At 72.9% G+C, this 22139-nt stretch carries 17 protein-coding genes; 10 read left to right on the forward strand and 7 right to left on the reverse strand.

Annotated features, from left to right (window positions below; all coding sequences use genetic code 11):
* The 4 genes from ACZ4TO_RS10815 to ACZ4TO_RS10830 form a co-directional block, all read right to left on the reverse strand.
* Positions 1 to 648, reverse strand: a complete 648-nt coding sequence (locus tag ACZ4TO_RS10815) for a spherulation-specific family 4 protein (RefSeq protein ID WP_468023981.1) — start codon at positions 646 to 648, stop codon at positions 1 to 3.
* On the reverse strand, positions 645 to 2273 hold the full coding sequence (locus ACZ4TO_RS10820) for a hypothetical protein (protein WP_385049749.1): 1629 nt from the start codon (positions 2271 to 2273) through the stop codon (positions 645 to 647). The genes ACZ4TO_RS10815 and ACZ4TO_RS10820 overlap by 4 nt, the downstream gene beginning before the upstream one ends.
* The gene (pelF, locus tag ACZ4TO_RS10825; protein WP_467838754.1) at positions 2270 to 3793 is read right to left on the reverse strand and encodes a GT4 family glycosyltransferase PelF; all 1524 of its coding nucleotides are present in this window, start codon (positions 3791 to 3793) and stop codon (positions 2270 to 2272) included. Before pelF ends, ACZ4TO_RS10820 begins: the two co-directional genes overlap by 4 nt.
* A gap of 122 nt (positions 3794 to 3915) precedes the next feature.
* Entirely contained in the window at positions 3916 to 5946 is a 2031-nt protein-coding gene (locus ACZ4TO_RS10830) for a hypothetical protein (RefSeq protein ID WP_468023982.1), read from the reverse strand.
* Between the two features lie 347 nt (positions 5947 to 6293).
* Between ACZ4TO_RS10830 and ACZ4TO_RS10835 the strand changes: the two genes are divergently transcribed.
* The 7 genes from ACZ4TO_RS10835 to ACZ4TO_RS10865 all read left to right on the forward strand — a co-directional run bounded on the left by ACZ4TO_RS10835 (position 6294) and on the right by ACZ4TO_RS10865 (position 17169).
* The gene (locus tag ACZ4TO_RS10835) at positions 6294 to 7820 is read left to right on the forward strand and encodes a leucyl aminopeptidase (protein WP_382781152.1); all 1527 of its coding nucleotides are present in this window, start codon (positions 6294 to 6296) and stop codon (positions 7818 to 7820) included.
* 316 nt (positions 7821 to 8136) lie between these two features.
* Entirely contained in the window at positions 8137 to 9525 is a 1389-nt protein-coding gene (gene lpdA, locus ACZ4TO_RS10840) for a dihydrolipoyl dehydrogenase (RefSeq protein WP_385049756.1), read from the forward strand.
* Positions 9526 to 9672: 147 nt separating this feature from the next.
* Positions 9673 to 11463 carry a 2-oxoglutarate dehydrogenase, E2 component, dihydrolipoamide succinyltransferase gene (gene sucB / locus ACZ4TO_RS10845; RefSeq protein ID WP_451074908.1) on the forward strand — a complete coding sequence of 597 codons (1791 nt, stop codon included), beginning with the start codon at positions 9673 to 9675 and terminating at the stop codon, positions 11461 to 11463.
* A gap of 367 nt (positions 11464 to 11830) precedes the next feature.
* On the forward strand, positions 11831 to 12454 hold the full coding sequence (locus ACZ4TO_RS10850) for a GntR family transcriptional regulator (RefSeq protein ID WP_356466332.1): 624 nt from the start codon (positions 11831 to 11833) through the stop codon (positions 12452 to 12454).
* A gap of 296 nt (positions 12455 to 12750) precedes the next feature.
* Positions 12751 to 15456: a pyruvate dehydrogenase (acetyl-transferring), homodimeric type gene (gene aceE, locus ACZ4TO_RS10855; protein ID WP_382781162.1), complete on the forward strand. Its 2706-nt coding sequence runs from the start codon at positions 12751 to 12753 to the stop codon at positions 15454 to 15456.
* A gap of 104 nt (positions 15457 to 15560) precedes the next feature.
* Positions 15561 to 16544, forward strand: a complete 984-nt coding sequence (locus tag ACZ4TO_RS10860; protein WP_468023983.1) for a helix-turn-helix transcriptional regulator — start codon at positions 15561 to 15563, stop codon at positions 16542 to 16544.
* A gap of 103 nt (positions 16545 to 16647) precedes the next feature.
* Positions 16648 to 17169: a DUF4240 domain-containing protein gene (locus ACZ4TO_RS10865; RefSeq protein WP_382782724.1), complete on the forward strand. Its 522-nt coding sequence runs from the start codon at positions 16648 to 16650 to the stop codon at positions 17167 to 17169.
* Here the strand turns inward: ACZ4TO_RS10865 and ACZ4TO_RS10870 are convergent.
* On the reverse strand, positions 17133 to 17393 hold the full coding sequence (locus tag ACZ4TO_RS10870) for a hypothetical protein (protein ID WP_385049835.1): 261 nt from the start codon (positions 17391 to 17393) through the stop codon (positions 17133 to 17135). The two genes, ACZ4TO_RS10865 and ACZ4TO_RS10870, sit on opposite strands and share 37 nt — an antisense overlap.
* A 122-nt stretch (positions 17394 to 17515) precedes the next feature.
* Entirely contained in the window at positions 17516 to 18208 is a 693-nt protein-coding gene (locus tag ACZ4TO_RS10875) for a peptidoglycan recognition protein family protein (RefSeq protein ID WP_385049832.1), read from the reverse strand.
* 429 nt (positions 18209 to 18637) lie between these two features.
* On the opposite strand from ACZ4TO_RS10875, the gene ACZ4TO_RS10880 reads away from it, so the two are divergent.
* Positions 18638 to 19822, forward strand: coding sequence for a MarP family serine protease (locus ACZ4TO_RS10880; protein WP_468023984.1), 1185 nt, complete (start codon positions 18638 to 18640; stop codon positions 19820 to 19822).
* 55 nt (positions 19823 to 19877) lie between these two features.
* Entirely contained in the window at positions 19878 to 20585 is a 708-nt protein-coding gene (locus ACZ4TO_RS10885; protein WP_468023985.1) for a TetR/AcrR family transcriptional regulator, read from the forward strand.
* A gap of 7 nt (positions 20586 to 20592) precedes the next feature.
* On the opposite strand, the gene ACZ4TO_RS10890 is transcribed toward ACZ4TO_RS10885, so the two are convergent.
* On the reverse strand, positions 20593 to 21081 hold the full coding sequence (locus ACZ4TO_RS10890; protein ID WP_385049816.1) for a GNAT family N-acetyltransferase: 489 nt from the start codon (positions 21079 to 21081) through the stop codon (positions 20593 to 20595).
* A gap of 72 nt (positions 21082 to 21153) precedes the next feature.
* Between ACZ4TO_RS10890 and ACZ4TO_RS10895 the strand changes: the two genes are divergently transcribed.
* Complete coding sequence (locus ACZ4TO_RS10895) at positions 21154 to 22071, forward strand: TIGR01777 family oxidoreductase (RefSeq protein WP_382781177.1); 918 nt, start codon at positions 21154 to 21156, stop codon at positions 22069 to 22071.
* Positions 22072 to 22139: the final 68 nt, after the last annotated feature.

Genomic DNA, 22139 nt, shown 5'->3' on the forward strand with positions numbered 1-22139 from the left:
TCACGGGGTGGGGGCCAGCCCGTGGGGCAGGGTGCCCCAGGGGTGGTCCCCGGTGCCGGGGACGGCGCAGAACAGTCCGGCCCCCCGGTCCCGGGCCAGCGCCTCCGGGTCGGCGCCCTCCGGCGCTCCGTGGACGAGGTGGCACAGACTCACGCCGGCGCCGGTCCACGGCGGCGGGGGTTTCCTCCGGTAGGTGGCCCAGGTGCCCTCGAAGGTGACGAGGACGTCGGCGACACGGGCGTACGAAGGGTGCGGTGCCGTGCCGTGGTTGAGGACGAGGGTGCCGCCGTGCAGCCCCCGGACCGCGGTCGCCAGCCGCCGGTAGTAGGCGAACTCGCCCTCCGTCGCGGCCGCCTGGTCCAGGAACACGCCGTCGGTGCCGAACCAGTCGCGGTGGCGGGCCAGTTCGTCCTGGACGTCCCCGAGCGGTCTGCGCCCGTACGCCGTGTCGACGTACCCGAGGACCCGGACGTCCGCGGCGCGCAGCCGGGCGGCGACGGCCGCGAACGCCGGGTCGGGGCGGTCGCCGGGGCCGCTGGCGGGGTTGAGCACCACGCCGTACAGCCGGGGAGCGGCGGCGAGGAGGGCGTCCCACTCGGCCGGGCGGACGGCGGGGTGTTCGTAGTACGGGACCAGAAGGGTCTTCACCGGTGGGCCGTCACCTTTCCGAGCCGGGCGCAGACGAGCAGGGTCTGCGCGCCCGCCGCCGCGCCGCAGGTGATCAGGCCCACCCAGTGCGCGTCACCCGGGTGCGTGGCGAGCGCCGCGGTCTGGGCGAGCGCGGCGGCGCACACGACGGCGGCGGTGCCGGTGACGGCGCCGAACGACTGGAGCAGCAGCCCGGTCCACATGACGACCCCCAGCAGGAGCAGTCCGCCGAGCCTGACCGCGTCCGCGGCGGCGGGCGCGTGCGGCCACAGCGCGGAGACGCCGAGGCCGAGCACGAGCAGCGCGGCGAGATAGCCGGCCAGGCACCTCAGGAGCGCGCCGGCGACGGCCCGCCGGAACCTCCTCGCCGAGGTGCTGGAGCGCAGTCCGGCGAGGCTGCCGCTGCGGAAGCGGAAGAGCAGCCACTCGGCGGGGCCCATGCTGAGAGTCAGCGCGACCGCGGCGGGCGCGGCGGCCGCCGCGCGCGCCCCGGTCAGGACGTCGCCGAGCGCGGCGTACAGCACGAGGACGCCGCTGCCGAGCCCGAACAGGGCATACGCGAGGGTTCCGGCGTGCCGGCCCGGGGCCGACCTGAGGGCTCCCAGCCGTGCGCCGAGGACGGCGAGGCGGCCCGGAGCCGTCACCCGCTTCCCCGTGGCCGGCCGGCCCGCGGCGGCGGCCCGCGGCGCACCGGCCCGCGCGGACGGCTCGGTGCCGCCCCGCAGGGTGCCGTACGGGACCAGCGCGATCAGTCCCGCGCCCCAGCTCCCCTCCCCCAGCTCCCTCACCGCAGGCGCCACTTCGAGGAGCCCGAGCAGGGCGACCGCCGCGAGGGAGGCGAGGAGGAGGGCCACCCGGGCCGGGTCGGGGACGGGGTGGAACACGGTGAGGGCCGCGCCCGCCGTGATGGGGGCCAGGGCGGCGAGCAGCGTGCGTTCCCGGCCCATGACCAGCAGGACGGTGGCGGCGCCGAGGTAGCCGGACTGCCCGGCGGCGAAGGCGACGGCGCCGCGGCCGGCCGATCCCGCCGCCGCGAAGGCCACCAGGGAGCCGAGCAGGACACCGACCGGGGTGCCGACGAGCAGCGCGCGCCGGGCGGCCGCGCGGTCGCCGAGCCCCATCCAGGTGTACGCGCGGTGGGCGAGCCCCTGGTTCCAGGTCCAGCCGCACAGCGCCCCGGCGAGCATCGGGACGGTTCCGGCCGGGAGTCCGAACGCGCCCCTGGGCCCCGCGAGGAGCGGTGCGGCGAGGACGTAGCCGAGGCCGGGGAGGGCGAAGACGACACCGCGCAGGAGGCAGCCGATCAGACCGGTCACCCAGGGATCGGGGGCCGGCGCGTCCGGTTCGGGATAGCTCCGGTCGACGCGCGCGAACAACTCCTCGGCGAGGGCGAAGGAGTTGGTGACGCCGTACCGTTCGCGGATCTGGTCGTCGGAGAGGCCGTCGGACTCGAGGAGCGCGGCGACTTCGTCGGGATGGACGGCCGCGGTGACGAACTCCTTGAGTTCGGCGGCGAGTTCGTCGATCGGGTCGGGCCGTCCCCAGCTCGCCGGGCGGCGCTGGCTCGGCACCAGGGGACGGGTGGCCTCGTGCGCTCCGGGCTGGGTGCGCAGGGAGCCGCTCACCAGCCGGTCCCGTCCGTGGCGACGGCCTGGTACCAGGGGTCGCGCAGTTCGAGGGTCCAGTCGTCGACGGTCTCCACGGCGGGTTCGTACACCGTGGGCCGTCCGGCCAGTTCCTGGTAGACGGTCCGGAACGCGTCGACGGAGCGGCGCAGCGTGAACCGGTCGATGACCCTCTGGCGGGCCGACTCGCCGAGATCCAGGCGTCGTTCCTCGTCCCGCAGCAGGGCGAGGGCCGCGGCGGCCATCTTCTCGGGCTCGCGCGGCGGGACGACGACGCCGGTGTCGCCGACCGCCTCCCGGACCCCGCCCACGTCGGTGGAGACCGTCGTACGGCCGCAGGACATGGCCTCGATGATCGAGAACGGGAAGCCCTCCGAGATCGAGGACAGCATGACGACGTGTCCGGCCGCGTAGGCGCGCCACACCTCGGTGATGCGGCCCTCGAAGGTCAGCCCGTCGGTGACGCCCAGTTCGGCGGCGAGCTTCTCCAGGCGGGTACGGTACGCCTCCCCGCCGGGCGGTACGGGTCCGAACAACCGCAGCCGGGTCTCGGGCAGTTCGGCGCGCACCATGGCGTACGCGCGCAGGAGGGTCTCCAGGTCCTTGATGGGGTCGATCCGGCCGCACCAGGTGAGGGTGGGCACGGCGGGTTCGGGTCCCGCGTGCGGGAAGGCGTGCGGGTCGACGCCGTTGTAGACCGTACGGATGCGGTCCCCGTCGGCGCCGCCGCGTTCCTCCCAGCGGCGGTTGTACTGGTTGCAGGGGGTGATGAGGTCGGCGGCGCGGTAGCCGAGGGAGTTCAGCTCGCGGTAGAAGCCGAGCATGAACGCCTTGACGGGCCAGCGCTGTCCGGCGCCGCGGTAGCCGAGGTAGCGCTCGCGCAGATAGATGCCGTGCTCGGTGAGCAGGAACGGGACCCCGTCCAGGTGGTGCGCGACGAGGGCGGGCAGCGTGGCGAGGCCGCTGCTGACGGCGTGGGCGACGCAGTCCTCGGGGATCCGGACGCCGAGCGGGCGCAGCGCGTGTTCCAGCAGGTCCGTCGCGGTGAGCGCGTCGTGGACGGTGGGCCCGGCGGCGGCCGTCGGCAGATGCGGCATGGTCCAGATCCACATCAGCGAGCGCAGGGCGGATTCGCCGCGCAGGGCGGCCGAGAGGCGTCCCTCGCGGGCGAGCGCGGCCAGTTCGAACAGCGCGTCGCCGAAGTCCTCGGGCGAGTCGGGGTCGAGGAAGGAGAGCAGGAAGCGTTCGTAGATCTCGGCGAAGCGGCGCTGGGCGCGGCCGATCGGCGGGCGGGCGCGGCCGGGGCGCGGCCCCCAGGTCGGTACGCGGGTGTGGCGGTAGACGTTGGGCGGCAGCTCCCAGGTCACGGGTTCGCGGCCGCTGCCGGTGAGCGAGACGATGTGGAAGTCGACCTCCGGCATGCCCTTGACCAGTTGGTCGCACCAGGTGCTGACCCCGCCGTGGACATGTGGGTAGGTGCCTTCGGTGAGCATGGTGACATGACGGCCGGTGCGCATCATGCGTGGTTCCCCCCTGGGACTGTTTCCTCCGGAGAGCCCCCCGGCTCCCCGTCGCACGGCTCACGAGCGCACCCCGGCCGGTCGGGCCGGGGTGCGCGTCGCGAGCCGCGATGCCGCCGTGCCTAGGCGGGCAGGTTCAGCTTGACCGCGGACTGGAGAAGCTCCGGCTTGGTCCAGTCGTTGCGCGCTCCCGCGTACGCCGTTCCGAACGGGGTGGTGCCGACCAGGAGTTGCTTGGTCGTCCCCTCGGGCACGGTCACCGGGATCTGCGTCCCGGACGGGGCGGTGACGGTGACCTGGTTGCCGATGCGGTAGGCCGTGACCCGCCCGCTCGCCAGGGCGGTCTGCCAGTCGGTACGGCGCTGCAGTTCGGTGCCGATGGCGCTCTGGCGGGGGTTCTGCAGCGGGGCGTTGTCGGCGTAGATCGCCTTGTAGTCGGCGAGCACCTTGTCCAGGACCGGGTAGAGGATGCGCCCCTCGGCCAGGTTGGACTGGTGGACGTAGTGCGGACGCGGGTCGTTGCCGATGGCGTGCCCGAGCGCGGTGCGCGCCTCGGCCGGGACGATGTAGTCGGCGTAGCCGGTGGCCGTGTTCAGCGGGGCCGACAGGCAGGTGGACGTCGCGTTGTTCTCGCACACCCCGCTGCCGCCGGCGGCCTTCGAGGTGTAGATGTAGTTGTACTCGTCGGCCATCTCCTCGGGCGTGCCGGTGTTGTAGTAGATGTTCATCGGGTAGCGGGGGACGGTCATCACGCCGTTGCCGACCGAACGCTGCTCGGGCTCACGGGAGTTGTCGGACCCGGTCCACTTGACGCCGTTGTCGGACATGGCGCGGGCGAGGTTCGGGTTGTCGACGGGCTGCTGGGGCAGCGTCTTGAGGCCCGAGTGCTCGCCGGTCACCAGCTCGGTGCGGTCGGTGGACAGGCCGTGGGAGGCCGCCCACCTGTTGTTGTCCGCGATCTGCGCCGAGATGTCGGAGCGGCTCACGTACTGCGTGGTGCCGTTGGTGTTCTTCGCGCACGTCCAGGGGACGGTCGTGGTGTCCTGGACGCAGCCGAGGAACAGGTGCGTGTAGGTGTGGTTCATCCAGCGGAACTTGGCCTTGTCGGCGAGCAGCCGGTCCGTGAGGGCGTCGGTGCCGCCGTTCTCGGACTTCCACTCCTCGCCCGCGCCGGCGTTGAAGACCATGTCCAGCGTGAATCCGTGGTCGGCCTCCCACTGGGCGGCGTAGGCGGCGTCGGCCGCCGTCATCCGGATCGGCGTGGTGGTGTCCTCGCCGTCGCCGCCCGCGCAGTCGATGTCGCCGGGCGTGCAGTCGCGCTCGGAGTCCCAGCGGGCGTCGGGCGCGAAGACGTCGTCGACGTGGACGGCGAAGTAGTTCCTGGCCTGCCCGAGGTGCACTCCCTGGGTGAGCCATTCGACGATCCCGCGCGCCAGGACCTTGAACTGCTTCTGGTACTGGTTGTACGCGAAGGTCACCACGAGTTCGCGGCGGCCGTCGTGCTCGTACTGCCCGAGCATCGAACCGCCGCTGGGCGCGTTCAGGTAGCTGGTGAACCCGTCCCTCGGGTGGGCCGCGTAGCCGTAGGTCTCCTGTACGGCCGGGTCGTTGTCCTCGAAGGTCAGGGGTCCGTCGAGGTAGCGGAACGGGCCGGTCGTGCCCGCCGCGGTGATCTGCGTGGTCCGGCCGTCCAGCACTCCGGACCAGCCGCCGTTCTGGTCGGTGTAGTCGAGACCGACCTCGGGGTGGGCCCACGTGTAGGCGTCGACCTGCGGGATGCCGAACGTCTTCTCGTAGGTCTCCAGGGCGGTCTGTTCGGCCGAACCGGCGCCGAAGGGCGCCTCGTTCGGCAGGACGACGCCCTGGTACTTGGCGCGCGGGGCGCCGTTCACGGTGTCGCTCAGGAACGTCGCGTTGATGGTCGGGCGGTTCGCGTCGCCCAGGTTGACCGTGGTGTACGGGACACCCTCGTTCTTCAGTTCCGTGGTGATGGCTCCGACCTGGCCCGCGCCGTTGTCCACGACCAGGACCTTGAGGTCGATCCGCGGCGTGGCCGCCGCGGCCGCGCCGGGTGCCCCCATGCCCAGCGCCAGGAGTCCGGCGGCCCCCAGGACGGCAGCCGTCCCTCTCCACCGTTGCAGACTCTGTGCCATATGTAGCTTTCTCCCCCTCGAGCATCCCCCACGGGTGGAAACCATGGGGAATCTGTGGAAATCGTGCAAAGCAGTGGGCGGCGTGCCCACTGAACACGATGAGTGTGTCTCAGGTCACCGGGAGTGAGGGGCGGGAATCCGGCAGGGCGCCACCTGTGGGTGAACGTCCGCAGGAATGAGCGAAACCCGGCCCCGAGCGTAGGCTCGTCCCGGGTACTGGCCCGGCCCTTCGGGGGCCCCGGCAAGGACCGCCCCCGAGGCCGGATCTAGGGTCAGCCGTCGGGCCCGGTCGACCCACCCCTTCTCGGCCACAACGAACTTTCAATGGAAGCGGAGATCTCACCACCGTGACTGCTCTCACTCTCAGCACCGCCGCAGCGTCCGGTCTGCGGGCCGACGCGATCGTCGTCGGTGTCGCGAAGGGCCCCAAGGGCCCGGTCGTCGCACCGGGCGCCGAGGCCGTGGACAAGGCGTACGACGGCGGGCTCGCCGGAATCCTGGAGACCCTCGGCGCCTCCGGCTCCGAGGGCGAGGTGACCAAGCTGCCCGCGCCGTCCGGATTCAAGGCCCCCGTCGTGGTGGCCGTCGGCCTGGGAGCGGTCCCCGAGGACGAGGCCGGCTACGACGCCGAGGCGCTGCGCCGCGCGGCCGGTGTCGCCGCCCGCGCGCTCGCCGGCGCCAAGAAGGCCGCGTTCGCGCTGCCGGTCTCGGACGCCGCCGACGCCGGTGCCGTCGCCGAGGGCGCCCGCCTGGGCGCCTACGGCTTCGACGCCTACAAGGAGACGGGCCGCACCGAGGCCGCCAAGGGCCGCAAGGGTCCGCTCGGCGAGGCGACCGTCCTCGGCGGCAAGCCCCGCGACGCGGCGTACAAGGCGGCCCTCGCGCGCGCCACCGCCGTGACCGAGGAGCTCAACCGCGCCCGCGACCTCGTCAACACCCCGCCGAACGACCTCAACCCGGAGTCCTTCGCCGCCGTCGCCACCGCGGCCGGCAAGGAGCACGGCATCAAGGTGCAGGTGTTCGACGAGAAGGCCCTGGTCAAGGGCGGCTTCGGCGGCATCCTCGGCGTCGGCTCCGGCTCGGCCGCCGGCCCCCGCCTGGTGAAGCTGTCGTACACCTCCTCGAAGGCCGACAAGCACCTCGCCTTCGTCGGCAAGGGCATCACCTACGACTCGGGCGGCATCTCGCTGAAGCCCGCCGGGCACAACGAGACGATGAAGTGCGACATGGCCGGCGCCGCCGCGGTCTTCGCCGCCGTGGTCACCGCCGCGCGTCTGGGCCTGGAGGTCAACGTCACCGGCTGGCTCGCGCTCGCCGAGAACATGCCGTCCGGCTCCGCCACCCGTCCGGGTGACGTGCTGCGCATGTACAGCGGCAAGACCGTCGAGGTCCTGAACACCGACGCCGAGGGCCGGCTGGTCCTGGCGGACGCGCTGTGGAAGGCCTCCGAGGAGAAGCCGGACGCGATCGTCGACGTGGCGACGCTGACCGGCGCCATGGTGCTGGCGCTCGGCAACCGCACCTTCGGCGTGATGGCCAACGACGACGCGTTCCGTGCCGCGATCGTCGAGGCCGCCGAGGAGGTCGGCGAGGAGTCCTGGCCGATGCCGCTGCCCGAGCACCTGCGCAAGGGCATGGACTCCCCCACCGCCGACATCGCCAACATGGGCGAGCGCATGGGCGGCGGCCTGGTCGCCGGTCTGTTCCTGCGCGAGTTCGTGGGCGAGGGCATCACCTGGGCGCACCTGGACATCGCGGGCCCCGCGTTCAACGAGGCCGGTCCGTTCGGCTACACCCCCAAGGGCGGCACCGGTTCCGCGGTCCGCACCCTGGTCCGTCTCGCCGAGCTGACGGCGGCCGGCGACCTGGGCTGAGCCCCCGTACGCCACACCGGCCCCGGGCGTCACCGCGCCCGGGGCCGCTCGTACGGCCCAACCGGGGTTTCGCCCTCGACGAAATCCGCAGGTTCACCCGGCTCCGCACCCCGTCGACGTGATGGATCAGACGTCCCACACACCGGCCCGGCGTCTCGCTCGCCCTCGACAAGTGCGAAGATGGGTTCTCGGCAGGACAGGGCCCCCACCACAGGGCCGTAGAAAGAGCGGCCGGACACCAGCCGACCGACCGGTCAACCACCCGTAAGGGACAAAGGTGCCCGGCGTAACGGCGCACATGCATGGAGGACGTGACGTGGCGAACGACGCCAGCACCGTTTTCGACCTAGTGATCCTCGGCGGCGGTAGCGGCGGTTACGCCGCGGCGCTGCGCGGAGCGCAGTTGGGCCTGGACGTCGCCCTGATCGAGAAGGACAAGGTCGGCGGTACCTGCCTGCACCGTGGGTGCATCCCCACGAAGGCCCTGCTGCACGCGGGCGAGATCGCCGACCAGGCCCGCGAGAGCGCGCAGTTCGGCGTCAAGGCCACCTTCGAGGGCATCGACGTACCCGCCGTCCACAAGTACAAGGACGGGGTCATCTCGGGCCTGTACAAGGGTCTGCAGGGTCTCATCGCGTCCCGCAAGGTGACGTACATCGAGGGTGAGGGCCGCCTGTCCTCCCCGACCTCCGTCGACGTGAACGGCCAGCGGATCCAGGGCCGTCACGTGCTCCTCGCGACCGGCTCCGTGCCGAAGTCGCTGCCGGGCCTGGAGATCGACGGCAACCGCATCATCTCCTCGGACCACGCGCTCGTCCTGGACCGTGTGCCGCAGTCCGCGATCATCCTGGGCGGCGGCGTCATCGGCGTCGAGTTCGCCTCGGCGTGGAAGTCCTTCGGTGCCGAGGTGACGGTCATCGAGGGCCTCAAGCACCTCGTCCCGGTCGAGGACGAGAACTCCTCCAAGCTTCTTGAGCGCGCGTTCCGCAAGCGCGGCATCAAGTTCAACCTGGGCACCTTCTTCTCGAAGGCCGAGTACACCCAGAACGGTGTCAAGGTCACCCTCGCCGACGGCAAGGAGTTCGAGGCCGAGGTCCTGCTCGTCGCCGTCGGCCGCGGCCCGGTCTCGGCCGGTCTCGGCTACGAGGAGCAGGGCGTCGCGATGGACCGCGGCTACGTCCTGGTCGACGAGTACATGCGGACGAACGTCCCCACCATCTCCGCCGTCGGCGACCTCGTCCCGACGCTCCAGCTCGCGCACGTCGGCTTCGCCGAGGGCATGCTGGTCGCGGAGCGGCTGGCCGGTCTCAAGACCGTCCCGATCGACTACGACGGCGTCCCGCGCGTGACGTACTGCCACCCCGAGGTCGCCTCCGTGGGCATCACCGAGGCCAAGGCCAAGGAGATCTACGGTGCGGACAAGGTCGTCGCCCTGAAGTACAGCCTCGCGGGCAACGGCAAGAGCAAGATCCTCAACACCTCGGGCGAGATCAAGCTCGTCCAGGTGAAGGACGGTGCCGTGGTCGGCGTCCACATGGTCGGCGACCGCATGGGCGAGCAGGTCGGCGAAGCCCAGCTCATCTACAACTGGGAAGCGCTGCCCGCCGAGGTCGCCCAGCTCATCCACGCCCACCCGACGCAGAACGAGGCGCTCGGCGAGGCCCACCTCGCGCTCGCGGGCAAGCCGCTGCACGCGCACGACTGACCGGCCCGGCCGGGGGTTCCCCCCGGCCACCGGCCGTTCCAGTCACCGCGTCGAGCAGGGCTCGACGACGACCACAGACTTCCGCACTTCCCCGAGCCCTCGATCCCGGTCGGGCAGGGGAGACCCCAATAAGGAGCAACAGAAACCATGCCGGTTTCCGTAACCCTTCCGGCACTCGGTGAGAGCGTCACCGAGGGCACTGTCACCCGCTGGCTGAAGGCCGAGGGCGAGCGCGTCGAGGCCGACGAGCCGCTGCTGGAGGTGTCGACGGACAAGGTCGACACCGAGATCCCCTCCCCCGCCGCCGGCATCCTCGCGTCCATCAAGGTCGCCGAGGACGAGACCGTCGAGGTCGGCGCCGAGCTCGCCGTCATCGACGACGGCACGGGCGCGCCCGCCGCCGCCCCGGCTCCCGCCGCCGCCGAGGCCCCGGCCGCTCCGGCCGCCCCCGCCCCGGTCGCCGAGGCTCCCGCGGCCCCGGCCGCTCCCGCGCCCGCCCCGGCCGCCGCTCCCGCCGGTGGCGCCTCCGGCACCGACGTCGTGCTGCCCGCGCTGGGCGAGTCGGTCACCGAGGGCACCGTCACCCGCTGGCTGAAGGCCGTCGGCGAGGAGGTCGCGGAGGACGAGCCGCTGCTCGAGGTCTCCACGGACAAGGTCGACACCGAGATCCCCGCGCCGGTCGCCGGCGTGCTGCTGGAGATCGTGGTCGGCGAGGACGAGACCGCTGAGGTCGGCGCGAAGCTGGCCGTCATCGGCGCTCCCGGCGCGGCTCCGGCCGCCGCCGCCCCTGCCGCCCCCGCCGCCCCGGCTCCGGCCCCCGCCGCTCCGGCCGCCCCGGCTCCGGCCCCGGCTGCTCCGGCCGCCCCGGCCGCCGCCGCCCCGGCTCCGGTCCAGCCGGCCGCTCCGGCCGCGCCCGCCGCTCCGGCTCCGGCCCCCGCGCCGGTGGCCGCGCCCGCCCCCGTCACCCCGGCCCCGGCGCCCGCCGCGACCAGCGGTGACGACGGCGCGTACGTGACCCCGCTGGTGCGCAAGCTCGCCGCCGAGAACGGCGTCGACCTGGCCACCGTCAAGGGCACCGGCGTCGGCGGTCGTATCCGCAAGCAGGACGTCGTCGCCGCCGCCGAGGCCGCCAAGGCCACGGCCGCCGCGCAGGCTCCGGCCGCTGCGGCCGCCCCGGCCGCCGCCGCCAAGAAGGCGCCGGTCCTCGAGGTCTCCCCGCTGCGCGGCCAGACCGTCAAGATGACCCGCATCCGCAAGGTCATCGGCGACAACATGGTGAAGGCCCTGCACGAGCAGGCGCAGCTCTCCTCGGTCGTCGAGGTCGACATCACCCGCCTGATGAAGCTCCGCGCGCAGGCCAAGGACTCCTTCGCCGCGCGCGAGGGCGTCAAGCTCTCCCCGATGCCGTTCTTCGTGAAGGCGGCGGCCCAGGCGCTGAAGGCCCACCCGGTCATCAACGCCCGGATCAACGAGGCCGAGGGCACGATCACCTACTTCGACGCCGAGAACATCGGTATCGCGGTGGACTCGGAGAAGGGCCTGATGACCCCAGTCATCAAGGGCGCGGGCGACCTGAACATCGCCGGCATCTCGAAGGCCACCGCCGACCTGGCGGGCAAGGTCCGGGCGAACAAGATCACTCCGGACGAGCTGTCCGGCGCGACCTTCACCATCTCCAACACCGGCTCGCGCGGCGCGCTCTTCGACACGATCATCGTGCCGCCGAACCAGGTCGCGATCCTGGGCATCGGCGCCACGGTCAAGCGTCCGGCCGTCATCGAGACGGAGGAGGGCACGGTCATCGGCGTCCGCGACATGACCTACCTGACGCTCTCCTACGACCACCGTCTGGTGGACGGCGCCGACGCCGCCCGTTACCTGACCGCGGTCAAGGCGATCCTGGAGGCGGGCGAGTTCGAGGTCGAGCTCGGCCTGTAACCCGCACCGCCAGCGCGCGGAAAGCTGACACGGCACCCCCGTCCGGACCTCCGGGCGGGGGTGCCGTGTTTGCGAGACACCCGGGTTCCCGGCCGCCGATCTTCCGCCGCGCCCCGAGTTGCACGATCACATCGACGGTACGAATCCGGACTTCACCCGGTACGGACCCGTACGGACGGGAACACTCTGACAGCGTGTAAGTCTCGTCTCACCTGCGGGAAAGCGCCACCATGCGCCCCTCACCGACCGGGCCCCGGCCTTATTGTCTAAAGGTCAAGCCCCGGGTCCCGCCCGCCACCCGACCACCGCCCCTCATCGGGGCACTCCGTGCCACGGCATCGGGTCTGCCCCTCCCAAAGGAGCCTTCATGACCGCGCCCGTCGTCCACTCGCTGCGCGAACAGATCCGCGAGCACATCGTGGAGGGGATCGTCAGCGGGCGCTGGAAGCCGGGCGAGCGGATCGTGGAGCGGCGGATCGCCACCGAGCTGGAGGTCAGCCAGACCCCGGTCCGCGAGGCGCTGCGCGAGCTGGAGTCGCTGCGGCTGATCGAGTCGGCGCCGAACAAGGGCGTCCGGGTGCGCAATCTGACCGCCGCCGACCTGGAGGAGAGCTACCCCGTACGAGCCGGTCTGGAGGCCATCGCGGCGGAGCTGGCGGCGGAGAGGCTGGCGGAGGACTGCTCGGCCCTCGAACCGCACGTGGCGGCCCTGTACGAGGCCGACCGGCTGGCCGACGGGACCGGTCAGGTCCGGCACACCGTGGGCTTCCACCGCGAGCTGGTCCGGGCGGCGGGCAACTCCGTCCTCCTGCACACCTGGGAGGGCCTGGGCATCGAGGTCTTCACGGCCCTGTCCATCCGCTGGCTCGGGACCGTGCAGCAGTCGTACGCCGAGGAGCACGAGGCCCTCGTGGACGCCTTCCGGCGGCGCGACCCGCTGATCGCCGACCTCGTGAAGGCCCACGTCCTCGGCTGCGCCCCGCGTCCCTGAGGGCTGCGCCGACGCCGTCGGCGCAGGGGAGCACACCCCCGCTCAACCGTGCTCCCACCTGCGAAAACCCTCGATTTTCGAGGCACCCGGTGCCTGGCGGCAAGGCACCCCGTGCCGACTTTCCGATCTGAAGAGGATTTCCCCCCGATTCCTTTGATCGATCATCGATCAGGGGGTTACAGTCCTCGACGGGCTCCCACAAGAGCCCGTCGCCCTGTCCTGCCATAGACCAAGGGCACACCCCGAAAACCCCTTGCCGATGAGGGAACCCCCCTCCGCATCCGGAAGGCGGCGCAATGACCGACCCCACCGCAATCCAGCCGAGCGAGCTCGACCAGCTCCCGGACCGCGACCCCGAGGAGACCGCCGAATGGCAGGCCTCCCTGGACGCCGTCACCCAGGCGGCCGGGCCGCACCGTGCCGCGTACCTGATGCGCCGCACGCTGGAGCGCGCCGAGGGCAACGGTCTCGCGCTGCCCAAGCTGCTTGAGACCGACTACGTCAACACCATCCCCACCGCCGCCGAGCCCTCCGTGGACGGCGACGAGGCGATGGAGGCCCGGATCACCGCGTGGAACCGCTGGAACGCGGCCGCGATGGTGACCCGGGGCGCGAAGCACGGCGTCGGCGGCCACATCGCCACCTTCGCCTCCGCGGCCTGGCTCTACGAGACCGGCTTCAACCACTTCTTCAAGGGCAAGGAGGGTGACGGGTCCGGCGACCAGCTCTACATCCAGGGCCACGCCTCCCCCGGCATCTACGCCCGCGCCTTCCTCGACGGCCGGCTGACCGAGCAGCACCTGGACAACTTCCGCCAGGAGTCCGGCGGCAGCGGCCTCCCGTCGTACCCGCACCCGCGCCGGCTGCCCTGGCTGTGGGAGTTCCCGACCGTCTCCATGGGCCTCGGCCCGCTGTCGGCGATCTACCAGGCCCGCTTCAACCGCTACCTCACCAACCGCGGCATCAAGGACGTCTCCGCGTCGCACGTGTGGGCGTTCCTCGGTGACGGCGAGATGGACGAGCCGGAGTCGACGGCGGCACTCGCGCTGGCCTCCCGCGAGGGTCTGGACAACCTGACCTTCGTCATCAACTGCAACCTCCAGCGCCTCGACGGCCCGGTCCGCGCGAACTTCAAGATCGTGCAGGAGCTGGAGGCGCAGTTCCGCGGCGCCGGCTGGAACGTCGTGAAGTCGCTGTGGGGCTCGGCCTGGGACGAGCTGTTCCAGCTCGACACCACGGGCGCGCTGGTCCGCCGGCTGCGCCAGGTGCCCGACGCCCAGGTGCAGACGTACCAGACCCGCGACGCCGCCTACATCCGCCAGGACTTCTTCGGCTCCGACCCGGCGCTCGCCGAGATGGCGAAGCTGCTGAGCGACGACAAGATCCTGGAGTGCTTCCACCTGTCCCGCGGCGGCCACGAGTCCCGCAAGGTGTACGCGGCCTACCGCGCCGCCCTCGCCCACAAGGGCGCGCCGACGGTGATCCTGGCCCAGACGGTCAAGGGCCACACCCTCGGCCCGGGCTTCGCGTCGAAGAACGCCAACCACCAGATGAAGAAGCTGTCCACGGACGAGTTCAAGCAGATGCGTGATCTGCTCGAACTGCCCATCTCCGACAGCCAGTTCGTCGACGGCGTGGTCCCCTACGGCCACCCGGGCGCCGACTCCCCCGAGGTCCGCTACCTCCAGGAGCGCCGCGCGGCCCTCGGCGGCCCGGCCCCGGCCCGCCGCACGCACGCGCTGGCCCCGCTGCCGGCCCCCGCCGACAAGGCGTTCGCCTCCTTCGACAAGGGCTCCGGCTCGCAGAACGTGGCGACGACCATGGCGTTCGTCCGTCTCGTCAAGGACCTGGTCCGCGACAAGGAGACCGGCCGCCGCTGGGTGCCGATCGTCCCGGACGAGGCCCGCACCTTCGGCATGGAGTCGCTCTTCCCGTCGCTGGGCATCTACTCGCCCAAGGGGCAGACGTACGAGCCCGTCGACCGCGACCAGCTCATGTACTACAAGGAGGCCAAGGACGGCCAGATCCTCAACGAGGGGATCACCGAGGCCGGTTCCATGGCGGACTTCATCGCCGCGTCCACCGCGTACTCCACGCACGGTGAGGCGATGATCCCCTTCTACATCTTCTACTCGATGTTCGGCTGGCAGCGCACGGCCGACCAGATGTGGCAGCTCGGCGACCAGCTCGGCCGCGGCTTCCTCGTCGGCGCGACGGCCGGCCGGACCACCCTGACCGGTGAAGGCCTCCAGCACGCCGACGGCCACTCCCCCGTCATCGCGGCGACGAACCCGGCGGCGCTGTCCTACGACCCGGCGTTCGCGTACGAGATCGCGACGATCGTCAAGGACGGTCTGCGCCGGATGTACGGCGAGAGCGCCCCGGGCGAGGACCCGGACGTCTTCTACTACCTGACCGTCTACAACGAGCCGATGCCGCAGCCCGCCAAGCCGGCCGGCCTCGGCATCGACGAGGGCATCGTCAAGGGCCTGTACCGCTTCAACACGGCGGAGTCGGCGGGCCTGAACGTGGCGGCGGCGAACGCCCCGCGCATCCAGCTCCTCGGTTCCGGCACGGCGATCCACTGGACGCTTGAGGCGCAGAAGCTGCTCGCCGAGGAGTGGGGTGTGGCCGCCGACGTGTGGTCCGCGACCTCCTGGACCGAGCTGCGCCGCGACGCGCTGGAGGCCGACGCGGCCCTGCTGCGCGGCGAGGAGCGGGTGCCGTTCGTCCGCCAGGCGCTCCAGGGCGCCGAGGGCCCGGTGCTCGCGGTCTCCGACTACATGCGCCAGGTCCCGGACCAGATCGCGCAGTGGGTCGAGCAGGACTGGTCCTCGCTCGGTGCCGACGGCTTCGGTCTCTCCGACACCCGTGCGGCGGCCCGCCGCCACTTCGGCGTGGACGCGCAGTCGATCGTCGTCGCCGCGCTGGCGCAGCTCGCCCGCCGCGGCGAGGTCAAGGCGTCGGCCGTGAAGGAGGCCCGGGAGCGCTACGGCCTGTAGTGCCCGGGGAGTGACAAAGGGAAGGGGTACGGCGGTCGCCGTACCCCTTCCCGGCTTTCCGGCCGGCTCTCCCGGCTGTCGGCGGTGCCCGGCATCATGAATCCATGCGTGCCGCTCGTCTGATCAAGATGGTGCTGCTGCTCCAGACCCGCGCGTCGATGACCGCCGCCGAGCTGGCGCGGGAGCTGGAGGTGTCCGAGCGCACGGTCGCCCGGGACGCGCAGGCGCTGTCGGAGGCGGGGATCCCGGTCTACGCCGACCGGGGCCGGGCCGGGGGCTACCGCCTGATCGGCGGGTACCGCACCCGGCTGACGGGGCTCGCGCGCGGCGAGGCGGAGGCGCTGTTCCTGAGCGGGGTGCCGGGGGCGCTGCGCGACATGGGTCTCGAGGACTCGGCGTCGGCGGCCCGGCTGAAGGTGTCGGCGGCGCTGCTGCCCTCGCTGCGGGACGCCTCGCGGTCGGCGGCGCAGCGGTTCCATCTGGACGCGCCCGCCTGGTTCAGCGAGCCGCTCACACCGGAGCTCCTGCCCGCGCTCGCGGGCGCGGTGTGGGACGACCGCCCGGTCCTCGCGCGCTACCTGCGCGACGGGGCGGAGGTGGAGCGGGCCCTCGAACCGTACGGGCTCGTCCTGAAGGCGGGGCTCTGGTATCTGTGCGCGCGGGTGACCGACGCCGGGGCCTTCCGTGTCTACAGGATCGACCGGTTCACCGCCGTCGAACCCGGCCCGGAGCGGTTCCGTCGGGACGACGGCTTCGACCTGCCGGAGTTCTGGCGGGAGCGGGCCGAGGAGTTCGCCCGGTCCGTCCTGCGGTCGGAGGTCGTCGTACGGCTGTCCCCGGAGGGCGTGCGGATGCTGCCGTACGCCGTCGATCCGGGGTCGGCGAAGGAGGCGCTCGGTGCCTCGGAGGCCCCCGACGGGCGGGGCTGGGTGACCCTCACCCTGCCGGTCGAGTCCGAGGAGGTCGCCCGGATGCAACTGCGGGGGCTCGGGCCCGAGGTGGAGGTGCTCGCTCCGGCGGCCCTGCGCGAGCGCTGCGCCGAGGACGCGGCCGGTGCCGCGGCGCTCTACCGGCCCCCGACCACTTGAAATCCGTAGGAACCCGGCGGTTTTACCTTCGGCATGTGCATGCATAACAATCTGCTCCGCTCCACGTGCGTCCCCTCCGCCCAGGCCCGATGCTTGACCCGTGATGGACGAGACGGAGTTCTGGGAGCTGGTGGACACGACCCGCGAGACGGCCGAGGGAGACCCCGAGGAACAGGCGGATCTGCTCGTCGAGCGGCTCGTCCAGCTTGATCCGGACTCCGTCCTGGACTTCGCCCGGCACTTCGAGTCCCGCTACAACCGCGCGTACCGCTGGGATCTGTGGGGCGCCGCCTGGGTGCTGCTCGACGGGGCGAGCGACGACGCCTTCGACTTCTTCCGGTGCTGGCTGATCGGCCAGGGCCGGGACGTCTTCGAGGGGGCGATGCACGACCCCGACACGCTCGCCGAGCTGCTGGACGACTTCGACGAGGAGATCGACGGCGACGGCGAGGAGCTGGGGTACGCGGCCGACGAGGCGTACGAGCAGCTCACCGGTGCCGTCGCGCCCGCCCTGGGCATCCCGGCCGCGGCCGCCGAGCCCGAGGGCACTCCGCTCGAGTTCGAGAACGAGGCGGTCATCGCGGAGCGCTACCCCAAGCTGTGGGAGCGGTTCAGGGAGGACTGACGGGCCGGCGGGGCCGCGTTGGCCCGGTCCAGCGCGGACGCCGTGACCGCCGCCGGGCCCAGCACGACCGTGGCCACGGCGCACAGCAGCGCCCACGGCCGCCGCGCCCCCGTCACGCGGCCGCCGGACGGCTCCACGGCCCGTGTGTCCTGTCCGCCCCCGGTGCGCCCCGCGTGCGCCCCGCTCCCCGCGCGGCGCGCGGGCCCCGTCCGACTGATCCTCATGATCCCCGCCTCCGGTCAGCGCCTGCGACGCCGTGCGGCGCCGTACGTGGACGGTAGGGCGCCCGGCTCTGGGGAGTCTGTGAGCCGGCGGGGGTGTGCCTGTGACCGGCGGCGCCGGGCGCTCAGCGGCCCTGGATGCGCGCCGCGAGGTCGCGGATGTCGGGGATGCGGGCGCTGAGGGCGGCGCCCGGACAGCTCGTCATGAAGGCCGCGTCGTGGCCGGAGACGGTGGCGAGCACGGCGGCGGTGCCGGCGGCGTAGCGGCTGAGGCTGTTGCTGGAGACGAGACGGACCGTGCCCCGGGGGTCCACGCCGCTGAGCCCGAGCTTCCAGGCCACCACACGGGCGATCGCGTCGGTCATCGCCTTGGGCACCTGCGATCCCGCCGTGAAGGTGCCGATCGCGGCGATCCCGGCGGTGCGGTGGTTGAAGCCCTGGGTGTGCGCCCCGGTGACGGGCCGGTCGACCCCGCCCGCGCGGCCCTCGTAGATCGTGCCGCACCGGTCGACGAGGAAGTTGTAGCCGATGTCGTCCCAGTCCTTGGCGCCGGTCTGGCCCGCGTACACGTCACGGATGATGCGGGGCACGTCGGCGCAGTCGTAGCCGTTGGGCGAGTCGGTGTGATGGATGAAGACCGCCACGACCCGGTCGTCGTAGCGGGGCGGCGGCTGTTTTCGCGTGCTCGCGGTGTCCAGCCACGCCGTGCGCGGCACGATGGGCGGTCTGGCGACGGGGCGGGGGACGGTGATCCGGGCCGCGACCGGGGGCGGGGTGGTGGCGCGGGACGCCGTGCGGTCCACCCCGGCCGCGCACATCACCAGCGCCAGGACCGCGAGCAGGCCGGGCACGCAGCCGAGGGCGACGAGGGCCGGTTTCGGGAGCCCGAACGGCGCACGCCGGCGCACGCCGGGGGGCACGGGCGCACGCGGGGCCCGCGCCGTCCTGCCGGTGCGCCTCTCGCGGGCCCGGGGCCCCGGGCGTACGTGCCGCCCGTGCCGGGACACCCGCTCCCCGCTCCGTATTCGAGGCCCCCGCGGATTCCGGAAGACACGCATGGAGCCACCCTGACCCGGATCCGCGCGGCCCGCGATGTGTGGTGTGCCACCTGGTGGAACCATCGTGCGTGTCCGGGACGTTTTTACAGGTCCACGGGTGTGTGGCCGTTCGCGCGGGCACCGAACGCGCGTGGCTGATCACTGGGCCCGCCCGGCGCGTACTAAGGGGCCCTAGAGAAAGGCGGCTCCGTGGACGTTCTCGACCTCCTGCTGGCGCTGGTCATCCTGGTCTACGCGGCCTCCGGGTACCGCCGTGGCCTGGTGGCCGGCTGTGTCTCGCTGGCCGGCTTCGTGGGCGGCGCCGTCATCGGCGTATGGGTGCTGCCGTGGATCATGGAGCTGGTCACGGCGGGGACACCGGCGGCGACGGTCACGGCGGTGCTCACGGTGCTGGTCCCGGGCGTCGTGGGCCACGAGCTGGCCGGGCGGCTGGCGCTGAAGCTGCGCCGCGAGCTGGACCAGGGGCCGCTGCGGGTGGCCGACGGCATCGGCGGAGCCGCGGCGAACACCGTCGCCGTGCTGCTGGTGGCCTGGGTGGCGGCGAGCGTCCTGGGCGCGTCCTCCTCGACGGTGGTGACGCAGTCGATCCGCAACTCGGCGCTGCTGGGCGCCGTCCAGAACTCGATGCCGGAGACCACTCCGGCCTGGTTCTCGCGCGCGACCTCGGCCCTCACGGAGGCGGGCTTCCCGCAGGTCTTCAACCCGTTCGAGAACGAACCGACGGCCGGGGTCGCCAAGCCCTCCGGCGACAGCGTCACGCCCTCCGCGACGAACGCGGCCAAGCTGAGCACCGTGAAGGTCGAGGGCACCTCGGGCAACCAGGGCCGGGAGGGCAGCGGCTTCGTCTACGCCGCCCACCGCGTGATGACCAACGCGCACGTGGTGGCCGGCATCGACCGGCCGACCGTGCGGGTCGGCGGGGTCGGCCGCCCCTACCAGGCGCGGGTGGTGCTCTTCGACCCGCAGAAGGACGTCGCCGTGCTGTACGTGCCGGCGCTGCAGGCGCCCGTCCTCCACTTCGACGGGGTCGCCTCGCGCGGCGACTCGGCGGTGGTCGCGGGCTACCCGCAGGACGGCGGTCTCGACCTCCAGGCGGCCACCGTCGCGAGCCGCATCAACGCGACGGGCCAGAACATCTACAACACCGGCACGGTCACCCGTGAGATCTACTCGATCCGCTCGACCGTCCGGCCCGGCAACTCCGGCGGCCCGCTCCTGACGACGGACGGCAAGGTGTACGGCGTCGTCTTCGCCCGCTCGACCTCGGACGCCGAGACCGGTTACGTCCTGACGGCCCACGAGGTCGCGAGCGACGCCCGCAAGGCGGCCCACGCCACGGCCCGCGTGGACACCGGCGACCTCGTCACGTCCTGATCCGGGGCCCGTATCCGGCCGGGTCCGCGGGCCGCTCCCGGCGTACGCTCTCCGCGTGAGCAGCCAGCCGCCCCGGGCACCCGCACCGTCGCTGACCGAGCGCCGCAAGGCGGCCACCCGGCTGGACATCGCGCGCGCGGCGGCCGAGCTGTTCACCGAGCGCGGTCCGGACGGCACCACGGCGGAGGACATCGCGCGCCGGGCCGGGGTGGGGCCGCGCACCTTCTACCGCTACTTCCGCGACAAGCGGGACGCCGTGGGCCCGCTGCTCGCGGCGGGCGGCGAGCACTGGCGTGCCCTGCTCGCGGCGGCGGAGCCGGGCACGGCCCTGCCGACGGCGCTGGAGCGGGCGATACGGCAGGCGCTGGCCGCCCCCGACGCCCACGCGGCGGAGCGGCTGGAGCAGACCCGCGCGCTGCTGCGGGCGGCCACCGGCGATCCCGCGCTGCGCTCGGTGTGGTACCGGGTGAACCAGGAGTCCGAGGAGCGGCTGGTCCCGGTGACGGCCCGGATCGCGGGCAGCGGCGCGGACCCGCTGGAGCCCCGGCTGGCCGCCGCCGCGGCCACGGCCGCGATCCGGATCGCCCTGGAGACCTGGGCGGCCACGGACGCGCCGGCCGAGGGACCGGGTTCACCCGCCGAACTGGCCGTCCGCTGTCTGCGTCATCTCATGGCCGGCCCGCGCCCGTCGCACACCGGCGGGCGGGAACCGCCGGGGCCGTCGGTGCCGCCCGCGGACGGCGGGTACCCGTCGAGACGGTGAGAGCCCGTCAGAGCGGGCGTCCCATCAGGACGTCGTCCACGTAGGCGCCGTCCAGCAGGAACTCCCCGGGCAGGACGCCCTCGACGACGAAGCCCTCGGAGGCGTACAACGCGCGCGCCGGGGTGTTGTGGCCGAGCACGCGCAGGGTGATGCGCCGGGCCCCCTGGCGGCGGGCCTCCTCGCACGCCGCCCGCAGCAGCGCGCGGCCCACACCGGCGCCGCGGGCCTCGTCGGCGACGGCCAGTCCGAGGATCTGCCGGACATGCGCGTTGCAGGCCAGCGGGGTCGGGAAACCCAGCCGCAGGTACCCCACGACACGGCCGTCGAGCTCGGCGACGACATGGTCCCGGGGACCGAACCGCTCGCTGTAGAAGGGCTCGTACGGCGGCCGGGGGCGCGGCATGACGGCATGCAGCGTGGACCAGGTGTCACGGTCGATCCGGCCGAGCGCGTCCTCGTCGTCCAGGGTGGCGGTGCGTATCCGCGGAGCTGACATACCGGTCACTGTACGGCCGCCGCGCTGCGGTCCTTTCCGTGAAGTCCGCGGCGGCGCGGGCAGGATGGACCCATGAGCGACTCACCGCTGTCACCGGGTTCCCGCATCGCGATCGCCGGCGCGTCCGGTCTGATCGGTTCCGCGCTGGCGCGCTCCCTGAGCGCCGAGGGGCACGAGGTGGTCCGGCTCGTGCGCCGCGAGCCGCGTTCGCCCGACGAGATCCGCTGGGATCCGCAGCGGCAGCGGATCGACGCGGTGGGGCTCATCGGCTGTGCGGCGGTGGTCAATCTGGCGGGGGCTCCGGTCGCGGGGCGGCCGTGGACCCGTACGTACAAGCGGATGATCCGGGACAGCCGGGTGCTCGGGACGGTGACGCTCGCGGAGGCGGTGGCCTCGCTCGACGAACCCCCGCGGGTCTTCGTCAACGGGAGCGCGATCGGGTTCTACGGCGACACGGGCGACCGCGCGGTGGACGAGTCGGCGCCGCCCGGGGACGGTTTCCTGTCGTCCGTCTGTGTGGAGTGGGAGGAGGCGACCGCTCCCGCCCAGGAGGCCGGGGTGCGCACGGTGATCCCGAGGACCGGGCTCGTGGTGGCCCGTGAGGGCGGGGCCTGGGCGAGGCTGATTCCGCTGTTCAAGGCGGGGGCCGGGGGGCGAATGGGGAACGGGCGCCAGTACTGGAGCTACATCGCGCTGCACGACGAGGTGGCCGCGATCCGGCATCTCATCGACACGGAGTCGCTGTCCGGGCCGGTGAACCTGACCGCCCCCGACCCGCTCACCAACGGCGAGATCACCGAGGCCATGGGGCGCGTCCTGCACCGCCCGACCCTGCTGACGGCCCCCGCCCCGCTCCTGCGGCTCGCCCTCGGCGACATGGCCGAGGACGTACTGGGCAGCCAGCGCGTCCTGCCCACCCGCCTCCTGGAGTCGGGCTTCACCTTCGCGTTCCCGTCGATCGACGCGACACTACGAGCCGCACTGGGCTGAGGGGCACGACTCCGGGGGCCGGAGACTCGGGGCATGCCCCGGACGGGGGCGGGTCTCCGGCCTGAGGG

This window comes from Streptomyces sp. NPDC028298 (genome assembly GCF_055565895.1).